A 25,442-nucleotide genomic window follows, 5' to 3' on the forward strand; every position below is an offset into this window, starting at 1 on the left:
GGTGGGACGGGTGAAGACGGTGCGGGCAGCGCGGTACGCGCTTTCGGGCATGGCTGTGGGAGCCCTGATGATGGTGGTGGGATGCGGCTCGGGGGGTGACGACACACCACGCACGGCGAGCGGCAGCCTTGAGCAGCTGGCGGCCGAGGCGGGATGCCGGCCGGACGTCCAGACGGACGCGGCAGAACTGCGCCAGGCCACCTGTCAGAACGGTGCCCGGCGCTACGTGCTCGTAACCTTTACAAACGCCCGTGGCCAGGCCGAATGGCTCGACGAGGCGAACGACTACGGGGGTACGTACCTCGTCGGCGGCAGCAGCTGGGTGGCGGTCGGCGGCGCCGACGACATCGCGGCGCTGCACGACCGCCTCGGCGGGACCGTGGTGGACGCCGCGGGGAGGCACGGCGGTGGCCACCACGGCCACCACGAGGGGTGAGAGCCTGTCTTTGAACCCCCGCCTGCGCCCCGACGCCCGGTGCGCACGCTCGCCGCACGGTGTCCCAGGACAGGTGGCTCCGCCACATGACCTGGGACACCGCACGCCGATCGCACGCACCGACCGCCGCTGCGCCCGCGCTTCGCGCGGACGACGGGGGTTCAAAGACAGGCTCTGAGCGGCGCCGTCAGGCGCAGCGCTGACCGGAATTGACGCACTTCGCGACGCGCCGCATCAGCCGCTCGTCGAAGACGTTGATGAAGTCGCCGTGGTCGGTGACGGGCTTGTGCAGCTGCTCGGGGAACGAGTCGACGGCGAAGCCGGGGCCCGGCGGCACGTCGTACACGATGCGCTGCACCAGCTGGGGGACGGCACGGAAGCCGCTCGGGCAGGCGCCGGACCGCGGGTCGGCGAAGGCGACGTGGGTGCGGTGGTTGGCGCTGTCGGTGTTCTGCCCGTCCCAGCAGCTCTGGAAGTTGAACGTCCGGACGACCTTGCTGCCCTCGGGGCAGATCGGATACTTGTCCTTCAGCTGCCGGTTCTCGAATCCGGTGCAGCTCCACGACGCGTTCGCGTTGGCGTCGCCGTTCGTGAACGCCTTGGCGTCCCCCGTGATGATGCGCAGGAAGCGCGGCATCGCGACGACCTTGCTCCGCGGATTTCCGGCGAACTTCAGCGACACGGAAGCCGGTGTCTGGATCTCGCCGACGTTCTGGTCCTTGCCGCCGCCGTCGGCCTGGGCGTCGTCCTCGTTCTGCCCGTTCTGCAGCCGCAGGACGGGCCAGTAGTACGTCGACTTGTCGCCCTGATTGCGGCAACTGGTCCGGCCGTTCGCGAGGTCGTCGTCGCTGGAGAAGGCGTCCGTCGCCTGGTTTCCCACGTAGTCGTGCATGTGGTGGGCCCCATTGCTGACGCCGGGCGCGACGATGACGTTGTCGGGATTGAACTTCCCGTTCTCGTTGCGCCCGCACTTCGTGGTGAAGGTTCCGCGCGAGGCGTTGCGGCCGTCGCGGGGGCGGCTGACGTTGGGCCGGACGGACTGGATCCTGACGAAGTCACCGGCTTCGGGCCCATTGCCGGACGGGCCCTGACCTTGCTCTTGACCCTGCTCCTGATCATCGGCGGCATCGGCGGCATCGGCACGCAACGTACAAGGCGCCATGCTGTCGAGCCCCTCGGGCCGGGCGCCCGACCGGTCGAGCGTGTCCGTGATGCCGCCGAGGGTTGCCCGGCGCTTCTCCTCGAGGGGTGCCAGCAGGGACTCCTTGTCCTGTGTCTGCTCGAACTGCCCGTACGCCTCCGTGATCTGGCCGTCCAGGTCGGCGAGTTGCCGGTCCACGTCGCCGCGCGCGGCATCCGGCACCTCGGGCAGCTGGTTGCCGACGTCCGGACAGCTGATGGTCGACGCCTGCTGTCCGGCGCTCTGCGGGGGAGGCTGATCAGCGCCTTCTTCGGCATTCGCGTAGACGTTCACGGCGATCAGGCCGCCGCCGCCCATGATTACCGCTGCGGACGCGGCGACCATGCGCCGCGCCAGCCTTGATCGTTTTCGTGAGGTACGTCCCATGGGGCTACATACGCATCAGCGACCCGGTGCGTTCAGCGCCCCTGGTCCAGATAGGCGAGGACCGCGAGGACCCGGCGGTTGTCGTCGTCGGAGACCGCCAGATCCAGTTTTCCGAAGATGTTGGACGTGTGCTTCGCGATGGCCCGCTCGGTGACGACGAGCTGCGCCGCGATGGCCGCGTTCGACCGGCCCTGCGCCATGAGTTCGAGCACCTCGCGCTCGCGCGGGGTCAGCGCGCCCAGCGGTTCGTCGGCGGCGGACCGCCGGGACAGGAGCTGCTGGATGACCTGCGGGTCCATCGCGGTGCCGCCGCCCGCGACCCGGTGCACGGCGTCGATGAACTGCGCCGCGTCGAAGACCCGGTCCTTGAGGAGATAGCCGACGCCGCCGTTCCCGTCGGCCAGGAGCTCGCGGGCGTAGAGCTGCTCCACGTGCTGCGAGAGGACGAGGACCGGCAGGCCCGGCCTGGCCCGGCGGGCGGCGAGCGCGCACTGGAGCCCCTCGTCGGTGTGGGACGGCGGAAGCCGGACGTCGACGACAGCGACGTCCGGCTGCAACTCCGCGAGGGCCTTGGTGAGTTCGGGCCCGCTCTCCACCGCGGCCGCGATCTCGAAGTCGAACGCCTCCAGCATCCGCACCAGGCCGTCGCGCAGCAGGAAGAGGTCTTCGGCTAGGACAACTCGCAAGGGATCTCCATGGTCACCATGGTCGGGCCGCCAACCGGGCTGCTGACGGCCAGTACGCCGTCGAATGTACCGAGTCGGCGTTCGATCCCGCTCAGCCCGGAGCCCGCACCGGCGACCGCGCCGCCCTTGCCGTTGTCGGTGACCGCGATGCGCAGCATGCCGTCGGCGTGGTGCAGGTCGACCCAGATGCGCTCGGCGCCCGAGTGCTTGATCGCGTTCGTCAGGGTCTCGCTGATCGCGAAGTACGCCGCCGACTCGACCGGCGCCTCGGCCCTGCCGTGCAGTTCCACGTCGACCTCGGTGGTGACGGGGAGCCGCAGCGCGAGGGCCTTGACCGCGTCGCCGAGGCCGCGTTCGGCGAGGACCGGCGGGTGGATGCCGCGGACCAGGTCGCGCAGCTCGGTCAGCGCCTCGCCGGAGTTCTGCCGGGCCTTGGCGAGCAGCTCCTTGGCCTTGGCGGGGTTGCTCTCGATCATCGCCTCGATGGTGCCGAGGTCCATGCCCATGGCGACCAGGCGGGCCTGCGCCCCGTCGTGCAGATCGCGCTCGATGCGGCGCAGCTCGGCGGCCGACGTGTCCACGGCGTCGTGCCGGGTCTCCGTCAAGTGGTCCACGCGCAGGGCCAGTTCGCGCTCACGCATGCTCGCGGTGGGGGCGATGAGGGTGCGCGCCAGGCCGAAGTGGGCGCGGATGAGGGTGGGGTTCACGAAGAGCCCGACGACCAGCAGGGCCGTGCCGAGCGCGGCCGCGTAGTTCGCGTCGGTCTGTGAGGTGACGTGGATGAAGCCGTACCACTCGCCGCCGCCCGCGTTGTAGATCGGCTCCCACACGCCGAGCGCCAGCACCCAGCCGTACAGCATGTAGAGGAGCAGCGAGGGCGCCAGGATCGCGAGGGCGAAGCCCGCGGTCATGTCGGCGAGCAGCCACTGCAGATCGCGCCAGGTCGCCGGGTCCTTCAGCATCAGCTGGCAGCGCTCGACCTGCCCCATGAGTCCGCGTCGCATGGTCGGCGGGAAGGGCCGGTACGGGATCGGGATGCGGACGTCCGACCATTCACCGGCCTGGACGCGGCGCAGGTTGGCGTGCTTGCGCACGGCGGTCAGCACCACCGGGGTGGTGAGTACGCCGATGCCCAGGGGGATGAAGGCGATCGCCAGGACCGCGTTGACGAACAAGATGATCCCGCCCGCCAGCGAGACGACCGCCAGATACAGGCCGCGTGCACCCGCTATCACGGCCCTGCCCACCCGTGATGTCCCCATGATGTCCCTCTCCTCAAGCTGCCTGTCAGAAGGACAGTCTCCCTGGTCACGGCGGTACGGGTCACTGGGTCCTTCACCCGGGCGGGGGTGTACCTGACGACACCCCCGAGCCTCGCCCTGTGCTTCCGGCAGAGGGGGTCTCGGCGGCTGGGGCGCGCGGCCCCCGGTTTCTAGCGTGAGTCACGTCTTATCCGACGCATACTCACGCAGACTTGATGGGGGCGAAGCGCCATGAGGCGGAACCTCGCGGCACGACTCGGTGTGTGGAGCGCACACCACCGGAAGGCGGCCATCTTCGGCTGGCTGGTCTTCGTGGTCCTGGCCACGGTCATCGGCGGGGCCACCGGCACGGTCACCGCCTCCGACGACGAGATGGGGGTCGGCGACTCGGGCCGGGCCGCCGGGATCCTGAAGGACGCGGACATCGACGAGCCCGCGGGTGAGCTCGTCATGGTCACCGCACGGACCGCCGACGGCTGGCGGGACGCGGCCGCCGACCTCTCGAAGGCCCTGACCGCGACCGGTGACGTACGCGGCCTCAAGGCGCCGCTGCCCTCCGAGGACGGCAAGGACGCGCTGCTCCGCTTTGAGATCAAGGGTCCTTCGGACGAGGCGGCCGACCGCGTCCAGCCGGTGCTCGATGCCGTGGCGAAGGCCCAGGAGGACGGCGCGGGGCGGGGCATCTCCGTCCACCAGTTCGGCGACGCGAGCTCCGAGAAGGAGCTGTCCGACCTGCTCGCGGACGACCTGAAGAAGGCCGAGTTCACGGCGGTGCCGCTGGCGCTCGGCATCCTTCTGATCGCCTTCGGGGCCGTGGTCGCCGCGCTGCTCCCGGTGGGGCTCGCGCTCACCGCGTGCGTGGCGGCGTTCGGGCTGCTCTCGCTGGCCAGCCACCAGTTGCACCTGTTCGAGACGACGTACTCCGTGATGTTCCTGATGGGCCTCGCGGTCGGCGTCGACTACTGCCTCTTCTACCTGCGCAGGGAACGGGACGAACGCGCGGCGGGACGGGACGCGGAGACGGCCCTGCGGATCGCGGCGGCCACCAGCGGACGCGCCGTCCTGGTCTCGGGCCTGACCGTGATGGTCGCGATGGCGGGCATGTTCCTGTCCGGTCTGCTGCTCTTCAAGGGCTTCGCCATCGCCACGATCCTCGTGGTGTGCGTGGCGATGCTCGGCTCGGTCACCGTCCTGCCCGCACTGCTCGCCGGGCTCGGCGACCGCATCGACGCGGGCCGCATCCCGTTCCTGAACCGGCGTGCCAAGAAGGGCGTGCACGCCAGTGGCGGCATGGCGGGCAAGGTGCTGCGGCCCGTCCTGGCCCGCCCGAAGTTCTTCGCCGTCGGCGCCGCGGTCCTGCTGCTCGCCCTCGCCGCGCCCGCGCTCGGCATGAAGACCGAACAGCTCGGCCTGGAGAAGCAGTTCGGCTCCGACGCGCCGCTGTCCGTCTCGTACGAGAAGATCACCGGGAAGTTCCCCGGCGGGCCCGCCCCGGCCCGGGTGGTCGTCAAGGCCGACGACGCCGACGGCATCGCCGCGCAGCCCGTGCGGACCGCGCTCGACTCGCTGACGCGCAAGGCCGGTGACGGCGCCGAGCTCACCGTCCACAAGGCGGCGGGCGTCGCCGAGGTCGCGATCCCGCTCCCGGGCAATGGCACCGACGCCGAGGCGAAGAAGGCCCTGCACGAACTGCGGGACGACACGGTCCCCGCGGCCTTCGACGGGCTGGACGTCCAGGCGTATGTGGGCGGGGACCTGGCCTCCTCGGAGGACTTCAGCGATCAGCTCGGCAAGGGCATCGTGCCGGTCTTCGCCTTCATCACCGGGGTGACGTTCCTCCTGATGCTCTTCAGCTTCCGCTCGACGGTGATCGCGGTGACCTCGATCGCGCTCAACCTGCTGTCGGTGGGCGCCGCCTACGGCATCATGACCGCCGTCTTCCAGCACGGCTGGGGCGCGGAGCTGATCGGCTCGGAGAAGGTCGGCGCGATCGAGAACTGGATGCCGCTGTTCGTCCTCGTCGTCCTCTTCGGCCTCTCCATGGACTACCACGTGTTCGTGGTCTCCCGGATCCGCGAGTCCCGCGACCGGGGCATGGACAACCGCGCGGCGATCCGCGAGGGCATCACGCGCACGGCGGGCGCCGTCACGGGCGCGGCCGTGATCATGGTGGCGGTCTTCGCGGTGTTCGGCACGCTGTCCATGCAGGACATGCAGCAGATGGGGGTGGGCCTGGGAGTTGCGGTCCTCCTGGACGCGACGGTGGTCCGCATGATCCTGCTGCCGTCCCTGATGACCCTCCTGGGCGAGCGCAACTGGCACACGCCGCGGTACCTGCGGTGGCTGCCGAAGATCTCCCACGAGGAGGAGGGTCCTGCCGTCCCGCCGCAGGGCGCCCCGTACAACACCCGGGTACCGAGCGGGCGTTGACGTAAGGACGCACGTGGCCCCGGCGCGCGGTCAGCGCCGGGGCCACGTCACGTCAGGTCACCTCACCTCACAGGCCGAGCGCCTTCGCCTCCTTCTCGGGGGCGAGCCCGACGACCGGCCGGTCAGGGCGCTGCGGCGCCGTGCCGCCGATGGACCGCAGCCACTCCCACGTGTCGCGCACCGTCTCGGCGGCGGACCGGGTCCTGAGCCCCGCCGCGACCGCCTTCTCCGACGACGTCCGGTGCATCGTGTCGTGCAGCTCGCCGGGGGGCAGCCACACCGGCAGCTCCATCCAGGGCTCGATGCCCGCGTCGAGCACCGCCTGCGGCTCGGTCCAGCGCAGCGTCGCGGTCGACTCCGTCACCTTCGCGCAGGCGTCGAGGAGTTCGCCCATGGTGATCTGCCCCATGGGGCTGACCAGGTTGTACGGGCCGTGCAGCCCGGCGGCCGCCGCGTCCAGGACCCACTCGGCGAGGTCCCGCACGTCGACGTACTGGATGGCGAGGTCCCGCGGCCCGGGGGCCAGCACGGTTCCGCCGCGCACCATCCGGTTCAGCCACCACGGCAGCCGCCCGATGTTCTCGCACGGTCCGAGGATCAGCCCGGCCCGCACGAGCACCGTCCGCTCGGCCCCGAACCCGGCGATGGCGGCGAGCTCCCCGCCCCGCTTGTCCTCCGCGTACGCCGACGCGTCCGCGTCCGGGTCGCCGTCCACCACGGGGAAGCTCTCGTCCGATCCTGCCTCGCCCGGGTAGCGGTACACGGAAGCGCTGGAGACGTACACGTACCGCCCCGCGCGCTCCGCGAGCAGCCGGGCCGCGTCCCGCACCACCCGCGGTGCCGCCGACCAGGTGTCCACCACCACGTCCCACTCGCCATCGGCGAGCCCGGCGAGGCCGCCGTCGGCGGTGCGGTCGCCGTGGACGGCGCGGGCCCCCTCGGGCGCCGCGTGGTGACCGCGGTGGAAGACGGTCACCTCCCAGCCCCGGGCGAGCGCCGCCTCGGTGACCGCACGCCCCACGAACTCGGTACCACCCAGCATCAGAAGTCTCATGGCGGTGACTCTGCCCCGAGCACCCGTGTTCCGGGAAGCGGATTCTGCTCGGGGCAGAGAGGGGAACCGCAGGTCAGCGTTGGGCGGGCGGCGCGTACTTGTAGCCGACCCGGCGCACCGTCTGGATCGTCCTGCGGTGCTCGGCGCCCAGCTTGCGGCGCAGCCGCGCGACATGGACGTCGACGGTGCGGCCGTCGCCCACGTGTCCGTACCCCCACACCGTGGTGACCAACTGGTCGCGGGTGTGCACCCGGTGGGGGTGCGCGACGAGGTGGGCGAGGAGCTCGAACTCCAGGTACGTGAGGTCGAGGAGGCGCCCGTCGACCTCGGCGGCGCGCTGCACGCCGTCGATCCTGATCGGTCCCTGGGCGGGCGCGGGCGGCGCCTCGGGCAGCACGGGTTCGGCGGCGGCCGTGGGGGCCTGGCCGGCCGGTACGAGGACGAGGTAGCCGACCATCGGGGGCTGGCCCGGCAGGGTCGGCAGGGTGTGCTGCGGCGCGGGCAGCCAGGTGGCGCCCGGCGGCAGGAAGTCGGTGATGTGCACCACCTCGTCGGGGTCGACGGCCCGCAGGCGGCCCCGGCCCGTGAGCGGGGGAGGGGTGAGGGTGGTGGGGCCGGAAGCGGCGGTGGAGACGGTGAAGGAACGGGAATTCGCCATGGTGGGGTCAGCTCTTTCGCGCGAAGAAGGAGTCGTCGAGAACGAGACGTACGTCGTGCGCGTCAGGCGAAGGCCGGGTGAACGGCTTTAGAGGGCCCGCGCGTTCGTCGCGCGGCAACACACCCGGTCGAAGTCGTGATGCTGACGGGAGGGCCAGAAAGGCTCGAGGTCATGACGACCCGTCGCGGTGTTCTGGTGGCTGCCCATGGGCCCATTGAATCAGATGAAGAGAGGGTCGCCCACCGTAATCGGCGGGCGACCCTGTGGAAACGGTCGGGATCAGACCTGCCCGGCCTTCTCCAGCGCGGTGCAGCACGTGTCGACGAGCAGCCGCGTCACGACGTACGGGTCGACGTTCGCGTTCGGGCGGCGGTCCTCGATGTAGCCCTTCTGCTCCACCTCGACCTGCCACGGGATGCGGACCGATGCGCCGCGGTCGGAGACGCCGTACTTGTACTCGTCCCAGGGCGCGGTCTCGTGCAGACCGGTGAGGCGGTCGTCGATGCCCGCGCCGTAGTTCTTGACGTGGTCCAGCGGCTTCGAGCCCTCACCGAGGGACTCGCAGGCGGTGATGATCGGGGCGTAGCCCTCGCGCATCGCCTTGGTGGAGAAGTTGGTGTGCGCGCCCGCGCCGTTCCAGTCGCCCTTGACGGGCTTGGGGTCGAGGGTCGCGGAGACCTTGAAGTCCTCGGCGGTGCGGTAGAGCAGCCAGCGGGCGATCCACAGCTGGTCGGAGACCTCCAGCGGGGCGAGCGGCCCGACCTGGAACTCCCACTGTCCCGGCATGACCTCGGCGTTGATGCCGGAGATGCCGAGACCGGCCTGCAGACAGTTCTCCAGGTGCGCCTCGACGACGTCACGGCCGAAGATCTCGTCCGAGCCCACGCCGCAGTAGTAGCCGCCCTGCGCGGCGGGGAAGCCGCCGACGGGGAAGCCGAGCGGGCGGTCGCCCTCGAAGAACGTGTACTCCTGCTCGATGCCGAAGATCGGCTCCTGCGCGCCGAAGCGGGCCTCGGCCTCGGCCAGTTCGGCGCGGGTGTTGGACTCGTGCGGCGTCATGTCCGTGTTGAGGACCTCGCACAGGACGAGGATGTCCGCGCCGCCGCGGATCGGGTCCGGGCAGGTGAAGACCGGCTTGAGCACGCGGTCCGAGGCGTGGCCCTTGGCCTGGTTCGTGCTGGATCCGTCGAAGCCCCAGAGCGGCAGCTCGGCGCCCTTCGCGTCGTCCGCAAGGATCTTCGTCTTGGAACGGAGCTTGGCGGTCGGCGCGGTGCCGTCGATCCAGATGTACTCAGCCTTGAAGGTCACGGGGCCTCATCCTCATAACGCTCGGTACGGCGCAGAACGTGCGGGTGCTGCGGTGCCGTGGTGATGAGCAGCAGAGTGGCAACCGGCGATTTCCCGACCGTTGCCCGTATGTGAACCCCGTGTTACCTGGGGCGAGTGTGGCTGACGTCACGAAGGGGCTTCACTTGATGACCGCGTTGGCGGCCGCTATCGCGAGCCCGATCGTCGCGTCGGCGCCGCCGATCAGCACGGCCGAGCGCCGCCGGTAGCCGACCCGCACCGCGGCCACCGTGCCCCAGGCGAAGAGGAGGGCGGCGTTCAGGAGCAGCCCGCCGTAGGTGACGCGGCTCTCGGGCCAGTCGAGGGCACCGGCCAGGATCAGCAGCAGGACGGTCGGCCAGCAGGCGATGATCACCGGCCACTCGTCCACGAGCGCCCAGGCCAACTGCCGCCAGCGGTGGGTGCCCCGCCCCGGCTGGTGCGTCGACATGTGGTGCGCGTAGCCGTGCGCGAGGGCGGCCGTGCCCGCGGTCACCATGACCCAGGCCGCGTCGTAGTAGGGCGTGTAGGTGTCGCCCTGCGACTGCAGCGCCGCGAGCAGCGCGCTCGCGAGGACCGTTCCGTATACACCCCCGAACATCCAGCTCCGCACGGCGCCTCCTCTCCGTGTGCCGGATCCTGCGTCCGGTCGACGGCGTGTGGAGCACTCCACGCTAGGCAGGCATATGTAACGGTTTGCCGGACTTCGGCCATCGGTCGGCGGTCAACTGCGCGCCCTCAGCGTGACAGCGCGTCCCGCACCGCCTCCTCCGTGCGCGCCACGACCGCCGTGCCGTCGTCCGCCGTGATGATCGGGCGCTGGATCAGCTTGGGGTGGTCGGCGAGGGCCTTGATCCAGCGGTCGCGGCCCGCGGCGTCGCGCGGCCAGGCCTCGCGGTCCTTGAGGTCCAGGTCCTTGGCGGCCTGCTCCTGGGTCCTTGTGATGTCCCAGGGTTCGAGGCCGAGGCGGTCGAGGGCGGCGCGGATCTCGTCCTCGGTGGGGACGTCGTCGAGGTAGCGGCGCACGGTGTAGTCGGCGCCCTCCGCGTCGAGCAGCGTGAGCGCGCTGCGGCACTTCGAGCAGGCGGGATTGATCCAGATCTCCATGCCCACACGCTACCTGCGAACCACCCGTCGCAGGCTCATCGGCAGGCTTCTGTTCGATTACCTCAAAGGCGGTCTGGCCAGCGGCGATTGTCAGTGCCTGGCAGTAGAATCACAGTAGTGTTCGAGGGCGCCCGACGGGGGGTCCTGACCGCGACAGGAGGATGCCAGTGCCCGCTGCCGCACTCACATCGAAGCGTGTGTCCAAGACCGTTCCGAAGCCCGTCCTGATCGACCTGCCGTACGTACCGCTGGAGAAGAAGGCGCTGCCCGCCGGACGCCCGCGCGAGTGGTACATCAACCACAACCGCCGCCTGAAGGCCATGCGTCTGGCGATAGCACTGCTCGACTCGGGCGTCTATCTCCCCAATCAGGCTAAAAACAGCACGATACGGAGGATGGCGGAGGACGTCGGGATTCATCCGCCGTCCGACGTCACGTGCCACATGGTGCGGGCCCTCATGCGCTACAGCCGCTGAGGCAAGTGCGGGCCACCTGGAGGGAATTGGCCTCCAGGTGCCCCGTTTCCGCGCGCGATCCCGTGCGTTCACATGTGCGATGGGACATGCTGTGCCCCATGACCAAGCAGGACCCCGTCGGCGAACTGCCGCTCCTGACCACCGCTGAACTCCCGGACGGCACCCGCCTTCCCGTGCGCGCGCTCCGCGCCCCCGCGCCCGAACGCTTCCTGCCGTCCGGCTCGGGACCGGCGCCGGGACCGCCCCCGGCCCCCGCGGTGCTCATCCTGCCCGCCATGGGCACCCCCGCCCGCTTCTACCGCCGCTTCGCGCACCAACTCCACGGCGAGGGACTGACGGTGCTCACCGTCGACCTGCGCGGCCAGGGCGAGGCGACGCCGTCCGCCGCCGGGCGCGGAGCGCCGAGCGGCGGGTACCGCGCGATCGTCGAGGAGGACCTGCCCGCGGTCGTGGCGGCGATCCGCGACGAGCTCGGCACCGAACCGCCCCTGCACCTGCTCGGCCACAGCCTCGGCGGCCAGCTCGGCCTGGTGCACGCCGCGCTGTCGCGGCGCTCCGGAGGATCAAGCTGCGCCAGTGGCTCCGGAGTTGACGGGGTGGCCGTCGTCGCCACGGGGTCGGTCTGGTTCCGCGCGTACGGGCCGCTGCACGGCCCCGGCCTGCTCCTGGTGCAGTTGCTGATCGCGGGCACGGCGACCGTGCTCGGCCGCTGGCCCGGCACCCGGCTCGGCTTCGGCGGCAACCAGCCCAAGGGCGTCATGCGCGACTGGGCGCGGCAGGTGCGGACGGGCCGCTACAGCGGGAAGGGCTCCGCGCGCGACTACGAGAAGGCGCTCGGCACCCTGGACCTGCCCGTGCTCGCGGTCTCCGTCGACCACGACTCCTTCGCACCCGCCTCCGCCCTGGACCACCTGCTCGGCAAGGTCCCCGGAGCCCGTCTCACCCGCTGCCACTACACGGCGCAGGAGGCCGGTGGCCGACTCGACCACTTCGCGTGGACGCGGGCTGGTGGCACGCTGGCCAAGTGGGTGGCGGCGTGGGCGGCGGACGAGGAACTGCCGGGCAGGACCGCCACCGGGCACTGACCCGGCCCCGGGCCCTGCCGCCGACTGTGTCCGGCCCGGTCCGACCGCGTCACCCGTTCGGCGTACCCGGCATGCGCACGGGCCCGTGGCCGCATTGGCTGCAGCTGAGGGCAGTCGGCGACCGCGGCGCGCGGAGCGGCCGGTGTCCGCCACGAGCGCGAGAGGGGGAGCGAGCATGACGGCCCCGGAGCCACGCGCGACGACCCCGGAAGCACGCGCGCGTACGGGCAGGGAGGCCCGCAAACGCGCCTCGCGCTCCTCCCACGGCGCCTGGATCCCCTCCGCCGACCGCCCGGACCCGGTCTCGGTCCTCGAACGCCAGGGCGCCGACCGGCTCCAGGACCTGCTGCCCGTCCGCTACGGCCGGATGTCCGCGTCCCCCTTCGCCTTCCTGCGCGGCGCCGCGGCCGTCATGGCGGGCGACCTCGCCGCCCAGCGGCACACCGGCCTCGGCGTGCAGCTCTGCGGCGACGCCCACCTCTCGAACTTCGGTCTGTTCGCGTCGCCCGAGCGTTCCCTGCTCTTCGACCTCGACGACTTCGACGAGACCTGCCCAGGACCCTTCGAATGGGACGTCAAGCGGCTCGCCGCCAGCGCGGTCGTCGCCGCCCGCGAGAACGGGGCCACGGAGAACGCCGCCCGCGCCACGGCACAGGACGCCGTGACCGCGTACCGCACCGGCATGCGGCGCCTGGCCGGTCTCGGGGAGCTCGCCGTCTGGTACGAGCACGTCGACGCGCACGACCTGCTCCCTCTCGTACGTTCCGCGGGCTCCCGCAAGCGCGCGGCGGCGCGCCTCGACCACGCCCGCAGACGCACGAGCCTGCACGCACTCGGCAAGCTCACCGAGGTCGTGGACGGCGAGCGCCGCATCATCCACGACCCGCCGCTCCTCGAACCGGTGGGCGCCCCCGACACGGCCGCCCTGCGCAAGATCTTCGGCGACTACCGCTCCACGCTCGCCGAGGAGCGCCGCCTCCTCCTGGACCGCTACCGCTTCGTCGACGCGGCCCGCAAGGTGGTCGGCGTCGGCAGCGTCGGCACCCGGTGCTACGTCGTGCTGCTCGCCGGGCGCGACGCGGGCGACCCGCTCTTCCTGCAGATCAAGGAGGCGGTCCGATCGGTGGTCGAGGAGCATCTGACGACCGGGCCCTATCTGCACCCCGGGCACCGCGTGGTGGCGGGCCAGCGGCTGCTGCAGGCCGCGGGCGACATCTTCCTCGGCTGGATGACGGGACCCCGGGGCCGCGCCTTCTACTGGCGCCAACTGCGCGACATGAAGGGCTCGGTGAACCCCGCCGCCCTCTCCCCGGCCGAACTCCGCGCCTACGCACGCCTCTGCGGCACGGTCCTGGCCCGCGCGCACGCCCGCTCCGGCGACCGCATAGCGATAGCCGCCTATCTGGGCGGCTCCGACACCTTCGACCGCGCCGTGGCCGACTTCGCGCTGCGCTATGCGGCCCAGAACACGCGGGACCACGCGGCGCTGGTGGCGGCGGTCGACTCGGGCGTGCTCGCGGCGACACCGGGCGTATGACGGGGGTTCAAAGACAGGCTCTCACCCGAGCAGCGCGTCCACCACCCGCCGCCGGTCCTCCGCGTGGTCCCGCAGCCAGGCTCCCAACGCGTGGTCGGCGTCGGGCAGTTCGAGCCGCGTGAACCGTGACCCGGTGGTGAGTGCCTCGGCGACGGCGGCCGTCACCGCGGGCGGGATCACCGCGTCGGTCCCGGGCACCACGAGCACCGCACGGCCGCCGAAGCCCCGGTAGACGTCGAGTGCTGCCGAGTCCCGCCACCGGTCCGGCGTACGGATGATCTCGGTGAAGCGGCCGTCGCCGTCGCCGAAGGGGAGCGGCCAGGCCTCCGCCGCGTACACCGCGGGCGCGCAGAGCCCGACAGCCGTGACCTGCGCGCCGAAGTGCGCCACCAGATCCGCCACGGTCTGCCCGCTCATGCTGAACCCGACGAAGACCAGCTCGTCGGAGGCGGGCACCCGTTCCTCGACCACCGCGACGGCCTGTGCGCACCGCCGCCGCAGGCTCAACTCCCCTAGCGCGCCCGTGCTCTCGCCGTGCCCGGAGAAGTCGAGCGCCAGCGCCCGGCAGCCGCGTGCCGCGAAGTCGGCCTGGAGGGCGGCCAGCCGCGCCTTGCTGCCCGCGCCCGCGCCGTGCAGCAGCACGACCGTGGTCGCCGGGGCCCGCGCGGCATCGGGCAGCGCCTCGGTGCAGCTGAGCGTCTCGCCGTCGCAGGCGAAGGTGAAGGCGACGGCGGCGGAGTCCTGAGCGGTGGTGCGGGAGTCCTGAGCGGTGGTGAGGGAGTTCTGAGTCATGCCGCTCATCCTCGGCCGGGCCGGGTGCGTGGGGGAAGATGGGGCGTATGGCGACGACCGTGTCCGTGTTCACCCTCGGCGGGACCATCTCCGCGCGGGGTGGCGGCAGTTCGCCGCGGCTGACCGGCGCCGAGATCCTCGCGGCGGCCGGTGCCGTCCCGCCCGGCGTCGAGGTCGAGGTCCACGACGTCCGCAGGCTGCCCAGCTCCTCCCTGACCGTCGAGGACGTGGCCGACCTCGCCGAGCGGGTCGACGCGGCGACGGCCCAGGGGCACGGCGTCGTCGTGGTGCAGGGCACCGACACCCTGGAGGAGACCGCCTTCCTCCTCGACCTCGCCTGCGTGCCCCGCACCCCCGTCGTCGTGACCGGGGCGATGCGGCGGCCCGACCTGCCGGGCGCCGACGGCCCCGCGAACCTGGCCGCGGCCCTCGCCGTCGCCGCCGACCCCGGCTGCGCGGGCCTCGGCGTCGTCGTGGTCCTCGCCGACGAGATCCACGCGGCGCGGCACGCGCGGAAGACCCACACCACCTCCGTCGCGGCCTTCGCGTCGCCGGGCGCGGGCCCGCTCGGCCGCGTCGTGGAGGGCAGGCCGCGGGTCCTGCTCCGGCCCGCGGGACCGCCTGCCGACCGTCCCCTGGACCTGCGCGGCGCCGCCCGCGTAGCCCTGGTCACGCTCACCCTCGGGGACCGCGGCGAACTCCTCGAAGCGGTCGACGCGCGCTTCGACGGCCTGGTCGTGGCGGCGTTCGGCGCGGGCCACGTCCCCACCTGGCTCGTCGACCCGCTGGCCGCGCTCGCCGCCCGCATGCCGGTCGTCCTCGCCTCCCGCACGGGCGCGGGCCCGCTGCTGAGCGAGACGTACCAAGGTCCTGGCTCGGAGCACGACATGCTCGGCCGCGGCCTGCTCTCCGCGGGGCCGCTGGACGCGCCGAAGGCCAGACTCCTGCTGCACGCCCTGCTGGCGGACGGCGCCGACTACCCCCGAGTGGCCGACGCCTTCCGCGCGTTGGGGAGCTGGGGCCCTAGCCGATCTGGTCGGGCGTGACCGTCAGCCACCGCTTGTCGGCGGTCACCTTCTGGCCGAGCTCGCGCTGCCGCTCCGCGTTCTTCTTCTTCATCCCGTCGAGCTGCTTCATGTACGAGTCCTTGCGGTTGACCCAGACCCGCACGCCGCCGTGCGCCACGTCCGCGGAGTGGAACAGCATCGGGCCGTCGCTGGCCGGGGTGTCACCGGCGGCGAGGACCGGCTTCTTCCACTCGTCGATGTAGGTGTTGATCGCCGCGGGCTTGCCCTCGTACCAGGTGAGCGGCGCCCACAGGTTCGGCGTCAGCTCGCGCTTCGCGAGCTTCGCGCGGTCCTTCTCGCCGAAGCGGCCCTCGGCGATCTCCTTGCGGGAGCTGGTGACCTCACCGGTCTTGCGGTCCTTGAGCTGCATGGCGACGCCGATGACGTTCTGCGGCTTCACGCCGTAGCCGTACTTCGGGTCGGCGAGGACCATGCGCACCAGATCCTCGCTGGCCGCGCTGACGACGTACACCTCGATGCCGTGCGCCTGCAGCGTCTTGTAGAGCTGCTGCATGCCGCGCGAGAACTCCGGCGGCTTCACCTCGGTCTTCGTCGGCTTGCCGTCCTCGAAGTACTCGGCGGGGATCGGCTTCTTGTACGCCAGGAGCTCGTCGACGTACCCCTTGAGCTCCTTCAGCGTGAAGCCGGAGAAGATCTGCGCGGCCCAGGGGTAGCAGACCTGGTCGTCCACCTCGCACAGCCGGTTGTAGTAGCTGTAGAGGCTCTCCTTGTGCCCGGCCTTGTCCTTGAAGGGGATGATCTTCAGGGACGGGTCCATGGTCTTGCGGGTGAGGACGCCCTTCATCTCCAGGAAGGGGAGCAGCGACTCCTCGAGGTCGTTGCGGTACGTCGTGTTGTCCGCGTCGAAGACCGCGTACGCACCCTTGTGGTCGTTCTTCGCGATGACCTTGCCCAGCTTCTTGGCGACCGGCTTCGGCCAGTGCGACAGCTCGCGGGCGGTGGCCGCCGAGGTGTCGGCGGCGTTCGCCTCGTCCGTCGGCCACAGGGCGCTGCCCGCGAGAACGGCGGCGGCCAGCGCGCCCGTGGTGCCGATGACGGCCAGCTTGCTCTTTGCCCGTACTGCCATGTCTCTACGTCCCTGCCGTTCCCTGCGAGCGATGTGCGGCCCCGACCGGAGCGGCGCGCAATGCTATGGGGCGGCAGGGACATTTCCCATGATCGACGTCACCGTGGCGCGGTGGCATGGGGCGGGTGAACAGGGGTAGCAGAAGGGTTCCGCGCATACTGGGCCCATGGACTCCCGTGAGTTCGTCCGCGCCGCTCCACGGCTCGACGGCATGGTCGTCTCCGCGGTCGGCTACCGCACCGCGGGGCAGCGGCCGGGGCTGCACCGGGGGCTCCCTTCGCCGTATCTGACGGTGATCTTCTCCCTGGACGGGACCATCGCCACCGGCAGCACCCCGGACCGGGCGACGGGACCGGACGCGACGCGCACCGACATCATCGTGGGCGGCCTGCACCAGAGCCCCGCGTACGTCGTCCAGCCCGAGCACGAGGCGGGCATCCAGCTCGCCGTGCATCCCCTCGCGGCCCGCGCCCTCCTCGGCCTGCCCGCCGCCGGGCTCACCGGGCAGCTCGTCGTCGGCGGCACGGACGTCCTCGGCGACCCGGCCGCCGAGATCCGCGAGCGGCTGTGCGAGCTGGACCGCTGGGAGGAGCGCTTCGCCCTCCTGTCGGCCTACCTGAGGCGGCGCGCGGCCACGGACCGCGCCGCCGGATCCGTCCGCCCCGAGGTCGCGGAGGCCTGGGCGTGGCTGGCCAGGCACCGGGGCGCGGGCACCCTCGGCGGCCTCTCCCGGCACGTCGCGCTCAGCGAGCGCAGGCTGACCGCGCTGTTCCGCGCCGAGACGGGACTCACCCCCAAGCAGGCCGCCCGCCTGATGCGCTTCCAGCACGCCAAGGCCACCGTGACCCGCGCCGTCGCGGCGGGCGCCCCGCCGGACCTGGCCGGGGTCGCGGCCGACACCGGGTACTACGACCACTCCCACCTCGTACGCGACTTCCGGCAGTACACCGGCGAGACCCCCACCCGCTGGCTGGCCGAAGAGTGCCGGAATATCCAAGCCGGGGCGCACGGCCGGGGCGAAGAGTAGAGCCATGGAAACCAACCGGAACACCACGCAAGAACAGCAGCTCAGCACGCCCGCCCCGGCGATCTGGCCGGGCCTCCAGGCCCAGGACGCCCCCGCCCTGATCGACTTCCTCGTCGGCACCGTCGGCTTCCTGCGCACCGCCGTCTACGAGGACGAGGGCCGGGTCGCCCACGCCCAGCTCGACTGGCCCGAGGGCGGTGGGGTCATGCTCGGCTCGTACGACCCGGCCGACGAGGCGACCTGCGGCAGGCCCGGCACCGCGGGCGCCTACGTCGTCACCGACCACGTGGACGACCTCTACCGCAGGCTCGCCGAGGCCGGTGTGAAGGTGATCAGCGAGATCGAGGACAAGCCCTACGGAAGCCGTGAATTCGGCATCGAGGATCCGGAGGGCAACCGCTGGTCCTTCGGGACGTACCGCGGCGAGCCCAGGCCCGCGCCGACCACCGCGACGACGCCCGGGCCGACCGCGTGAACTCGCGTGATAACTTGCGCAAGCCAGTCAAACCCACACCTGGGCCAGGGAATCCGGTGCGAATCCGGAGCTGACGCGCAGCGGTGAGGGGGACGGGCGGGGCCACGGCCACTGGGCGTCACAGGACGCCCGGGAAGGCGCCCCGCCCGGCCGATCCCCGAGTCCGAAGACCTGCTGGCGCCCTCCCCGCTCACCCTGCGGCGGAGGTCACGACGCAGGCCAGGCTCCGCGTATGAGCCGTGACACCCAAGGGATCACGTGTCCTCGACAGCCCGTATATCCGCCCTCCTCTGTGCCTGCCTGTTCGCGCTCACCGCGTGCGGCGGCTCCGCGCAGAAGACATCGCAGTCCGGGCAGCAGAGCACCGAGGGCTACCCGGTCACGGTCACCTCCTGCGGCAAGGACGCGAAGGTCGGGGCACCCCCGCAGCGGGCCGTCTCCCTCGACCAGGGCTCCACGGAGATCCTGCTCTCCCTCGGCCTCGCCGACCGCATGGTGGGCACCGGCACCTGGACCGACCCGGTCCTGGAGAACCTGGCGAAGGACAACGCGAAGGTGGAGCGGCTCGCCGACCGCTACCCGTCCCTGGAGAAGGTCCTGTCCAAGGAGCCGGACTTCGTCAGCGCCTCCTTCCTCTACACGGTCGGCAAGGGCGGCGTCGCCGACCGCGCGAAGTTCGACGAGCTCGGCGTGCCCGTCTACGTCTCGCCCACCGACTGCGCGGGCAAGGACAACGACGGCGGCGGCGACGGCAAGCGCGTCAAGACCCTCACCATGGACACCGTCTACGGCGAGGTGCGCGACCTGGCGAAGGTCTTCCACGTCGAGAAGCGCGGCGAGCAGCTGATCGCCGACATGAAGCGCCGGGTCGGCAGGGCCACCAAGGACATCAACACCGCCGACGCCTCCGGCACCAAGCTCATGTACTGGTTCGCCAACTCCGACGCCCCGTACCTGGCGGGCTGCTGCGGCGCCCCCGGCATCATCACCCGCGAACTCGGCGCGAAGAACGTCTTCGACGACACCCACGAGGAATGGCCCCAGATCAACTGGGAGACCGTCGCCGACCGCGACCCCGACGTCCTCGTCATCGGCGACCTCACCCGCAAGTCGCAGTCCGCGGAGAGCGCCGCGGCGAAGATCAAGTTCCTGGAGTCCAACCCGGCGACCAAGAACCTGACGGCCGTGAAGAAGAAGCGGTACGTCCTGCTCAGCGGCCAGGCCATGAACCCCACGATCCGCACGGTCGACGGCATCGAGCAAGTGGCCGCCGGGCTGCGGAAGTTCGGACTCGTCAAGTGACGGAGGCCGCGCCGGACACGGGCAGTGTCACCGGCGCCGCCCCCGCCCGCGTGCGGCAGGGGCTGCTGTGGCTCGCCGGGGCCGCCGCGCTCCTCCTCTCCGTCTCCGTGGCCGTCACCATCGGCCCCGCGGAGATCTCCGTGTCCGACGTGTGGTCGACCGTCGCCGCCCACCTCGGCTGGGGCGAGAGCCCGCTCACCCCGATCAGGGACGGCATCGTCTGGAACCTGCGGATGCCGCGCACCGTGCTCGCCGCCGTCTGCGGCGCGGGCCTCGCGGTCTGCGGTGCGGTCATGCAGTCCCTGCTCCGCAACCCCCTCGCCGACCCCTTCGTGCTCGGGGTGTCGTCCGGGGCGTCCACGGGAGCGGTCGCGGTCGTCGTCCTCGGGGTCGGCGGGGGAGTGGTGTCGGTCTCCGCGGGCGCCTTCGCGGGCGCGCTCTGCTCCTTCGCGCTCGTGCTGCTCCTGAGCCACACCCTCGGCGACACCACGGACCGGGTCGTGCTGTCCGGCGTCGCGGCCATGCAGCTCTTCTCCGCGCTGACGTCGTTCGTCGTCCTCACGGCGGGCGACGCGGAGACGACGCGCGGCGTGCTGTTCTGGCTCCTGGGCTCGCTCAGCGGGGTCGGCTGGACGGACGTGTGGCTGTGCGGCGCGGTGCTCGTGGCGGCGCTGGTCGTCTGCCTCGGCCACGCCCGCACGCTGGACGCCTTCGCGTTCGGCCCGGAGGCCGCGGCGGCGCTGGGCGTCCGGGTGGCCCGCACCCGCCTCGTCCTGCTCTGCACGACGGCGCTGCTCACGGCGGCCCTGGTCAGCTCGGCGGGCGCCATCGGCTTCGTCGGCCTGGTCCTGCCGCACGCGGCCCGCGCGGTCGTCGGCTCCGGACACGCCAGACTGCTCCCGGTCACGGCGCTCGCCGGGGCGGTCTTCCTGGTCTGGGTGGACACGCTGGCCCGCACGGCGCTTGACCCGCAGGAGGTCCCGGTCGGCGTGGTGACCTCACTCATCGGCGTACCCGCGTTCGTGGCGGTGCTGTACCGGACGCGGAGGACGACGTGACGCACGACATCAGGGACGGCGCGACCGTCCTGAGCGACGCCGCGGGCCTGCGCGCCGACCGCGTCAGCAGGGAGGCGGGCGGTCGGCTCGTCGTCGACGGCGTCAGCCTCGCCCCGCCCGGCGGCGCCACCGTGGGGCTCCTCGGCCCCAACGGATCCGGCAAGTCCACGCTCCTGCGCATCCTCGCGGGCGTCCTCGCCCCGGCCTCCGGCGTGGTCACCCTGGACGGCCGCACCCTCCCCGACACGGGCCGCCGCGCGGTGGCCCGCCGGATCGCCGTGGTCGAGCAGCACGCCGCGACGCAGGTCGAACTGTCCGTACGCGACGTCGTACGTCTGGGCCGTATCCCGCACCGCCGCGCTTGGTCGACCCCCACGCCGCACGACGAGCAGGCCGTGCGCGAGGCCCTCGCGCGCACCGGCCTCACCGAACGCGCCGCCCAGGCCTGGCACACCCTCTCCGGCGGCGAGCGCCAGCGCGTCCAGATCGCCCGCGCCCTGGCACAGGAGCCCCGCGAACTCCTCCTGGACGAGCCCACCAACCACCTGGACATCCAGCACCAGTTGGACCTGCTGTCCCTGGTCGCGGAGCTCCCCGTCACCAGCGTGATCGCCCTGCACGACCTCAACCTGGCGGCGATGTTCTGCGACCACCTGCTGATCCTCAAGGAGGGCGTGGCGTATGCGTCGGGCACTCCGGCGGAGGTCATCACGGAGAAGCTGATCGCGGAGGTGTACGGGGTGCGGGCGGTGGTGACACCAGGGGAGGGCGAAGGGCCGGTGGGCGGGCGTCCTTCGGTGCGGTTCCTGCGGGGCTGAACGCTGCGACCAGGCCAGACGCGTACGAATGGCCCTTAACACGGGCCTGCGGGCACCCCTAGGTTCACCGAAGGACCCCCATCGGCCCGTCAGGAACCGCAAGCAGGAAGGCCCGTAGCGATGCCAGAGACACCGGCCGTGCCGACGACGTCACCGATATCGGTGATCGCGCACCTGAGCGACACTCACATCGACACCGGTACGGCGGACGGCGGCCGCAGCGTCGGCCGCACCCGGGCCGTCATGGAGTACCTGAACGGCCTCCCGTACGACCTGGACGCCGTCATCGCCACCGGTGACATCGCCGACCACGCCACCCCGTCCGAGTACGAGGCGGCCCGCGAGCTCCTGACGACCCGGCACCCGCTGCTGATCTGCCCCGGAAACCACGACGAGCGCGCCGCGTTCCGCGAGCACCTGCTCGGCGAACCCCCGAGCACGGCCCCGGTCGACACCGCACACGTCACGGACCGCTTCACCCTGGCCCTGTGCGACACGTCGGTGCCCGGCGAGGACCACGGGAGGCTGGCGGACGAGACCCTGGAGTGGCTGTCCGCCCTCCTCGCCGACACCCCGCCCGCACGCCCGGTCCTGATCGGCTTCCACCACCCGCCGGTCCCGCTGCACACGCCCTACGTGGACGGCATCCGCCAGCTCGACGAGCACCGCCTGGCCGAGCTGACGGCACGCCACCCGAACGTCACGGCGTTCCTCGCGGGCCACGCCCACACCCCCGCGGCGACGACGTTCGCGGACCGCCCCCTCCTGGTGGCCCCCGGCGTGGTCTCCACGCTCCGCCTCCCCTGGGAAGCCCAGGACCACCCGTCCCACCACGTCCACCACGACCTGCCCCCGGCCGTCGCCTTCCACGTCCTGGACGACACGGGCCGCCTGACGACGCACTACCGCCCTGTCCCCTGATGCCCGATCGTGATCCACGGGTGTGCAACCCCGGGTGGACCCCGGCTGTCTGAAAGGCGCCGGAGGAGGGCTCTCCGGCGCCTTTCGGCACAGAGATGCAGGGATCGGAGATCAGGTGGGCAAGAAGGTCTGGAGAGCTGTCGTGGCCGGTGGCGCGGCGGCGGTGTTCACGGGCGTGGCCGCGGTGCCTGCCGGGGCGGCCGAGGGCGGGGTCGCCTTCACCCGTGTCCAGGTGAACGGTGGCAAGCCGATCGTGATCGGGGTGTCCAAGGAGGTCGCGGTGCCCACCTCCTTCCGGATGGCGACCACCCACAAGTGGAAGTGGCCCGCAGTGTTCCTGTACCGCGGCAACACGAGGGAACGACTGTGGCACGCCGTCGAGACGAGCGACTGCCACCAGGCGGGCCCGGGCGTCTGTGACTTCAACGAGACGATGTACTTCGACCCCAGCGTGTGGGACATGCGCAACAGCGAGGCCGGAGCCTGGAAGGTCGCGGCCGAGGTGTCCTTCAAGGGCGGCGGCGGTGACACGGACGACAAGGGCCTGACCGCCTACGTCAAGCGCAACTCCCGCCTGAGTGTGAACGCCGCGCCCGAGCCGGTGGCCAAGGGCAGGACCATCACCGTGACCGGCAAGGTGACGCGGGCCAACTGGGAGACGAAGAAGTACGCCTCCTACGGAAGCCGCCTGGTGAGCCTGCAGTTCAAGCCCGGCGGAGCCACCTCCTACACCACGGTGAAGAAGGTGCACGCCAACGGCTCGGGCCAGCTCAGGACGACCGTGAAGGCGTCCAAGACGGGCGCGTGGCGCTGGGTGTACTACGGCAACACCACCACCGGCCCTTCGACTTCGGCCGCGGACAACGTCGTGGTGCGGTGAGACGAACCCGTCCTGCCTTCTGAGGCGGGCCCGACCCGTTCACCGCGAGAGGGCGGAGAGGCTGAGCAGGAGGTGCGCGGACTCGGGATGGTGGAAGTCCGAGTGCGCCCCGGCAGGAAGCAGCCGCCCCGCCCGCCCGCCGCGGAACCGCCACCCCGCGTCCACGTTGACGATGCGATGGTCGAGGACGTCCAGGGCGTACGGCTCCTCGACCGTGAGCAGGCGGGTGGAGTACTGCGGCACGGGCGCGGTGCCCACACCGGAGTGGCCGATGCCGGGAGCCGCCTCCGCCCGCAGATGCCAGAAGCCGGTGGCGCGGTCCCAGCGGGAGTGGGTCAGGGTGAGCGGCCCGCGCAGGGGAGCGGCGGGGCGGCCGTCGCGCGGGAACAGCGCGGGGAACAACTCGTCGAAGCTGTTGCGCGGCGCGGCCATCTGGAAGACGAGGGCGCTGTCCACCGTGAAGGGCCGCAGCGGGTCCGCGGCGCCGCTCCAGCCGAGCACCCGCGGCCCGCGGGGCGGCGCGGCGGCCCACTGCACCGCCTCGCAGAGGAACCGTCCGCCGAAGGAGTGCCCGATCAGATGCAGGTACTGGCCATGGCGGTTGGCCAGCACCTCGGGGGCGGCGGGATCGGCCCGTTTCGCGTCCAGATAGCCGAGCAGATGGCCGAGGACATGAGCGGCATGGCCGGTGCCCGGCGCGCTCATCGCATGGGCACGGTCGCGGATGCGGCGGTAACCGGCCAGCGTCGGCAGGCTGGAGGACGGCCAGCAGACGACCACGACCCAGGGCCGGTATCCGTCGGCCAGCCCCGCGTACCCCTCGGGCCGGGCCGCGGCCAGCTCCTTGGCCTGCCGGAGCAGTCGGCCCGCGCTGCGGACGGCGCTGCCCGGCTCGGTCTGCCAGCCGTGCACGTAGACGTAGATGTCGGTCGCCCGGTCAGGGATGCGGAGCAGCCGGGCGAGGTGCTCGGAGAGCCGGTCCGGACGGACGGGGGCGTCGGAACCGGGCGCGCACAGCCGCCCCTTGTCGTCGAGTCGGACGACGGTCATGGACACGGGTGCGCCCGCACGGGACGGACGCGGCTTCACGGACTTCGCGGGGCTCACAGCGCCGTCTCCAGCCTGCTGTCGATGCCGCAGTACAGCGAGTAGGCCAGCGCCAGCGGATTGTGGAAGTCGTCGGCGTACTCGCGGGCGAGCGCCATCGCGATCTCTCCCGCCGTGCTGTCGCCGCCGAGATAGCGGTCCAGGAAGGCCAAGGCGTACTCGGAGGCGAAGAGTTGGGGTATCTCTATCTGCGGGCCGAGGACCCCGTCCGCCCCGAGGTTCACCAGGACCCCGCCGAGGTGCTTGAGTCCGGGCTCCGGCGCCGTCTGCCCGGTGTGGCAGGCGTTGAGCAGGACGAAGGGGTGGAAGACCGCGTCGGCGGAGCCCCGGTGCCGACGGCGTTTGCGCATGACCAGGTCGGCGTCTATGGGCCGGTCGTCGGAGAGCCGGACCGCCAGATGGGGATGGGGCGAACCGTTCTCGACGAACGCGCCGTGGCACCAGAAATACATGACGTCGTCGTTCAGCAGGGGAGCGGCGAGATCGTCGAGCAGGGTCTCCGACTCGGTGCGCACGGTGAGCTGGGAACGCTCCTCCAGCAGCTTGCGGACGTCGGCGGCCCGGCCGACGTTGTCGAGCGTGGAGTCGGTGTTGAGGCTGGTCACGGGGAGGTGCTGGCCGACGGCGGAGGCCGGGGCGGCGGCCGGGTAGGCCGACGCGCCGGTCTGCTCGACCTGGTGCCGGTAGCCGAGGAAGCCGTGCCGCGGCTCGGCGTCGCCGGGCAGTTCCACCGCGAGCATCGGCCAGGGCAGGTGCAGGTCCGAGTCGAAGGTGATGCGCAGCCCTTCCTCGCCCGCGAGTACGCCCTTGAGGAAGGCCCGGAAGGCGGAGATCTGCTCGTCCGTACCCGCGAGCAGCTCCTCCAGGAGGTGCTGCCCCTCGTCGGCGAGATCGTCCGTCAGCTGCCGCGAGGGCTTGGCGTGCGCGGACAGGTCGACCACGTCGCTGAAGGGATGACCGTTCAGCGGCATGCCGTCCGCGTCGCACGGCCGGTGGTGCACCAGCCGGTCGCGCCAGACCGTGCGCAGCCGCGCCGCCTTCTGCAGCATGTCGCCCGCGGTGACGGTGAGGTACGCGTGCGGTGTCCCGTTCTTCGGGGTGCGTTGCCCGGGGGCGATGGCGGCGATGTGCAGACGGTCGCCGTGCTGGCGGAGCATCACCACCAGGTCGAGGGGTTCCTTCGTACGGGCCGGGCTCTGAGGACGACGCTGACGCGGCGGAAGCGCAGTGAAGTCGAGCGAGGGATTCTGGATGACGTCCGCCACGAGCTCTTTGGACACCTGC

Annotated in this window: 25 protein-coding genes and 1 riboswitch; of the genes, 13 read left to right on the forward strand and 12 right to left on the reverse strand. The window is 71.8% G+C overall.

Features of this window, described 5'->3' with window-relative positions; genetic code table 11:
* Positions 1–49: 49 nt before the first annotated feature.
* Positions 50–436, forward strand: a complete 387-nt coding sequence (locus ABZV77_RS36255) for a hypothetical protein (protein WP_356266519.1) — start codon at positions 50–52, stop codon at positions 434–436.
* A 187-nt stretch (positions 437–623) separates the two neighbouring features.
* On the opposite strand, the gene ABZV77_RS36260 is transcribed toward ABZV77_RS36255, so the two are convergent.
* The 3 genes from ABZV77_RS36260 to ABZV77_RS36270 are packed head-to-tail and all read right to left on the reverse strand — an operon-like array spanning position 624 to position 3,951.
* On the reverse strand, positions 624–2,003 hold the full coding sequence (locus ABZV77_RS36260) for a DUF1996 domain-containing protein (protein WP_356266520.1): 1,380 nt from the start codon (positions 2,001–2,003) through the stop codon (positions 624–626).
* 32 nt (positions 2,004–2,035) lie between these two features.
* The gene (locus tag ABZV77_RS36265; RefSeq protein WP_356266522.1) at positions 2,036–2,689 is read right to left on the reverse strand and encodes a response regulator transcription factor; all 654 of its coding nucleotides are present in this window, start codon (positions 2,687–2,689) and stop codon (positions 2,036–2,038) included.
* Positions 2,674–3,951, reverse strand: a complete 1,278-nt coding sequence (locus ABZV77_RS36270; protein WP_356266524.1) for a sensor domain-containing protein — start codon at positions 3,949–3,951, stop codon at positions 2,674–2,676. The genes ABZV77_RS36265 and ABZV77_RS36270 overlap by 16 nt, the downstream gene beginning before the upstream one ends.
* Before the next feature lie 231 nt (positions 3,952–4,182).
* Between ABZV77_RS36270 and ABZV77_RS36275 the strand changes: the two genes are divergently transcribed.
* Complete coding sequence (locus ABZV77_RS36275; protein ID WP_356266525.1) at positions 4,183–6,381, forward strand: MMPL family transporter; 2,199 nt, start codon at positions 4,183–4,185, stop codon at positions 6,379–6,381.
* A gap of 67 nt (positions 6,382–6,448) precedes the next feature.
* Here the strand turns inward: ABZV77_RS36275 and ABZV77_RS36280 are convergent, their stop codons facing one another.
* The 5 genes from ABZV77_RS36280 to ABZV77_RS36300 all read right to left on the reverse strand — a co-directional run bounded on the left by ABZV77_RS36280 (position 6,449) and on the right by ABZV77_RS36300 (position 10,526).
* Positions 6,449–7,435, reverse strand: a complete 987-nt coding sequence (locus ABZV77_RS36280; protein WP_356266527.1) for an NAD-dependent epimerase/dehydratase family protein — start codon at positions 7,433–7,435, stop codon at positions 6,449–6,451.
* A 73-nt stretch (positions 7,436–7,508) separates the two neighbouring features.
* Entirely contained in the window at positions 7,509–8,093 is a 585-nt protein-coding gene (locus tag ABZV77_RS36285) for a winged helix-turn-helix domain-containing protein (protein ID WP_356266528.1), read from the reverse strand.
* Between the two features lie 279 nt (positions 8,094–8,372).
* Positions 8,373–9,401 (reverse strand): glutamine synthetase, encoded by a 1,029-nt coding sequence (gene glnII / locus ABZV77_RS36290; RefSeq protein ID WP_356266530.1) that lies wholly within the window; start codon positions 9,399–9,401, stop codon positions 8,373–8,375.
* Between the two features lie 160 nt (positions 9,402–9,561).
* On the reverse strand, positions 9,562–10,032 hold the full coding sequence (locus ABZV77_RS36295) for a hypothetical protein (protein WP_356266531.1): 471 nt from the start codon (positions 10,030–10,032) through the stop codon (positions 9,562–9,564).
* Between the two features lie 125 nt (positions 10,033–10,157).
* On the reverse strand, positions 10,158–10,526 hold the full coding sequence (locus tag ABZV77_RS36300) for an ArsC/Spx/MgsR family protein (RefSeq protein WP_356266533.1): 369 nt from the start codon (positions 10,524–10,526) through the stop codon (positions 10,158–10,160).
* 167 nt (positions 10,527–10,693) lie between these two features.
* Between ABZV77_RS36300 and ABZV77_RS36305 the strand changes: the two genes are divergently transcribed.
* The 3 genes from ABZV77_RS36305 to ABZV77_RS36315 all read left to right on the forward strand — a co-directional run bounded on the left by ABZV77_RS36305 (position 10,694) and on the right by ABZV77_RS36315 (position 13,624).
* Complete coding sequence (locus tag ABZV77_RS36305; RefSeq protein WP_356266535.1) at positions 10,694–11,002, forward strand: hypothetical protein; 309 nt, start codon at positions 10,694–10,696, stop codon at positions 11,000–11,002.
* Between the two features lie 98 nt (positions 11,003–11,100).
* Positions 11,101–12,087, forward strand: coding sequence for an alpha/beta fold hydrolase (locus ABZV77_RS36310; RefSeq protein WP_356266537.1), 987 nt, complete (start codon positions 11,101–11,103; stop codon positions 12,085–12,087).
* A gap of 175 nt (positions 12,088–12,262) precedes the next feature.
* Positions 12,263–13,624 carry a DUF2252 domain-containing protein gene (locus tag ABZV77_RS36315; protein ID WP_356266539.1) on the forward strand — a complete coding sequence of 454 codons (1,362 nt, stop codon included), beginning with the start codon at positions 12,263–12,265 and terminating at the stop codon, positions 13,622–13,624.
* A 21-nt stretch (positions 13,625–13,645) separates the two neighbouring features.
* On the opposite strand, the gene ABZV77_RS36320 is transcribed toward ABZV77_RS36315, so the two are convergent.
* Entirely contained in the window at positions 13,646–14,416 is a 771-nt protein-coding gene (locus tag ABZV77_RS36320; RefSeq protein ID WP_356266541.1) for an alpha/beta fold hydrolase, read from the reverse strand.
* Between the two features lie 47 nt (positions 14,417–14,463).
* On the opposite strand from ABZV77_RS36320, the gene ABZV77_RS36325 reads away from it, so the two are divergent.
* Positions 14,464–15,462, forward strand: coding sequence for an asparaginase (locus ABZV77_RS36325; protein WP_356266543.1), 999 nt, complete (start codon positions 14,464–14,466; stop codon positions 15,460–15,462).
* Here the strand turns inward: ABZV77_RS36325 and ABZV77_RS36330 are convergent.
* Positions 15,440–16,570 (reverse strand): HAD family hydrolase, encoded by a 1,131-nt coding sequence (locus tag ABZV77_RS36330; protein ID WP_356266545.1) that lies wholly within the window; start codon positions 16,568–16,570, stop codon positions 15,440–15,442. The genes ABZV77_RS36325 and ABZV77_RS36330 overlap by 23 nt on opposite strands.
* A gap of 166 nt (positions 16,571–16,736) precedes the next feature.
* Between ABZV77_RS36330 and ABZV77_RS36335 the strand changes: the two genes are divergently transcribed.
* The 7 genes from ABZV77_RS36335 to ABZV77_RS36365 all read left to right on the forward strand — a co-directional run bounded on the left by ABZV77_RS36335 (position 16,737) and on the right by ABZV77_RS36365 (position 23,051).
* Positions 16,737–17,597 (forward strand): helix-turn-helix domain-containing protein, encoded by an 861-nt coding sequence (locus ABZV77_RS36335; RefSeq protein WP_356266547.1) that lies wholly within the window; start codon positions 16,737–16,739, stop codon positions 17,595–17,597.
* A 4-nt stretch (positions 17,598–17,601) separates the two neighbouring features.
* Positions 17,602–18,072, forward strand: coding sequence for a VOC family protein (locus tag ABZV77_RS36340; protein WP_356266549.1), 471 nt, complete (start codon positions 17,602–17,604; stop codon positions 18,070–18,072).
* Between the two features lie 7 nt (positions 18,073–18,079).
* Positions 18,080–18,266: riboswitch (cobalamin riboswitch) on the forward strand.
* Between the two features lie 64 nt (positions 18,267–18,330).
* Positions 18,331–19,374 (forward strand): ABC transporter substrate-binding protein, encoded by a 1,044-nt coding sequence (locus ABZV77_RS36345; RefSeq protein ID WP_356266550.1) that lies wholly within the window; start codon positions 18,331–18,333, stop codon positions 19,372–19,374.
* A gap of 50 nt (positions 19,375–19,424) precedes the next feature.
* A complete protein-coding gene (locus ABZV77_RS36350; RefSeq protein ID WP_356266631.1) occupies positions 19,425–20,432 on the forward strand; it encodes an iron chelate uptake ABC transporter family permease subunit in 1,008 nt (335 codons plus the stop codon).
* Between the two features lie 29 nt (positions 20,433–20,461).
* Positions 20,462–21,250 (forward strand): ABC transporter ATP-binding protein, encoded by a 789-nt coding sequence (locus ABZV77_RS36355; RefSeq protein ID WP_356266633.1) that lies wholly within the window; start codon positions 20,462–20,464, stop codon positions 21,248–21,250.
* 156 nt (positions 21,251–21,406) lie between these two features.
* A complete protein-coding gene (locus ABZV77_RS36360) occupies positions 21,407–22,171 on the forward strand; it encodes a metallophosphoesterase (protein ID WP_356266635.1) in 765 nt (254 codons plus the stop codon).
* A gap of 115 nt (positions 22,172–22,286) precedes the next feature.
* Positions 22,287–23,051 carry a hypothetical protein gene (locus ABZV77_RS36365; RefSeq protein ID WP_356266552.1) on the forward strand — a complete coding sequence of 255 codons (765 nt, stop codon included), beginning with the start codon at positions 22,287–22,289 and terminating at the stop codon, positions 23,049–23,051.
* 39 nt (positions 23,052–23,090) lie between these two features.
* Here the strand turns inward: ABZV77_RS36365 and ABZV77_RS36370 are convergent, their stop codons facing one another.
* Together ABZV77_RS36370 and ABZV77_RS36375 are read right to left on the reverse strand one after the other, a co-directional pair.
* Complete coding sequence (locus ABZV77_RS36370; protein ID WP_356266554.1) at positions 23,091–24,101, reverse strand: hypothetical protein; 1,011 nt, start codon at positions 24,099–24,101, stop codon at positions 23,091–23,093.
* A 53-nt stretch (positions 24,102–24,154) separates the two neighbouring features.
* Complete coding sequence (locus tag ABZV77_RS36375; RefSeq protein WP_356266556.1) at positions 24,155–25,438, reverse strand: CHAT domain-containing protein; 1,284 nt, start codon at positions 25,436–25,438, stop codon at positions 24,155–24,157.
* Between the last annotated feature and the right edge of the window lie 4 nt (positions 25,439–25,442).

Origin of the sequence: Streptomyces sp. NPDC004732, from assembly GCF_040609235.1 — a bacterium.
Taxonomy (GTDB): Bacteria; Actinomycetota; Actinomycetes; order Streptomycetales; family Streptomycetaceae; genus Streptomyces.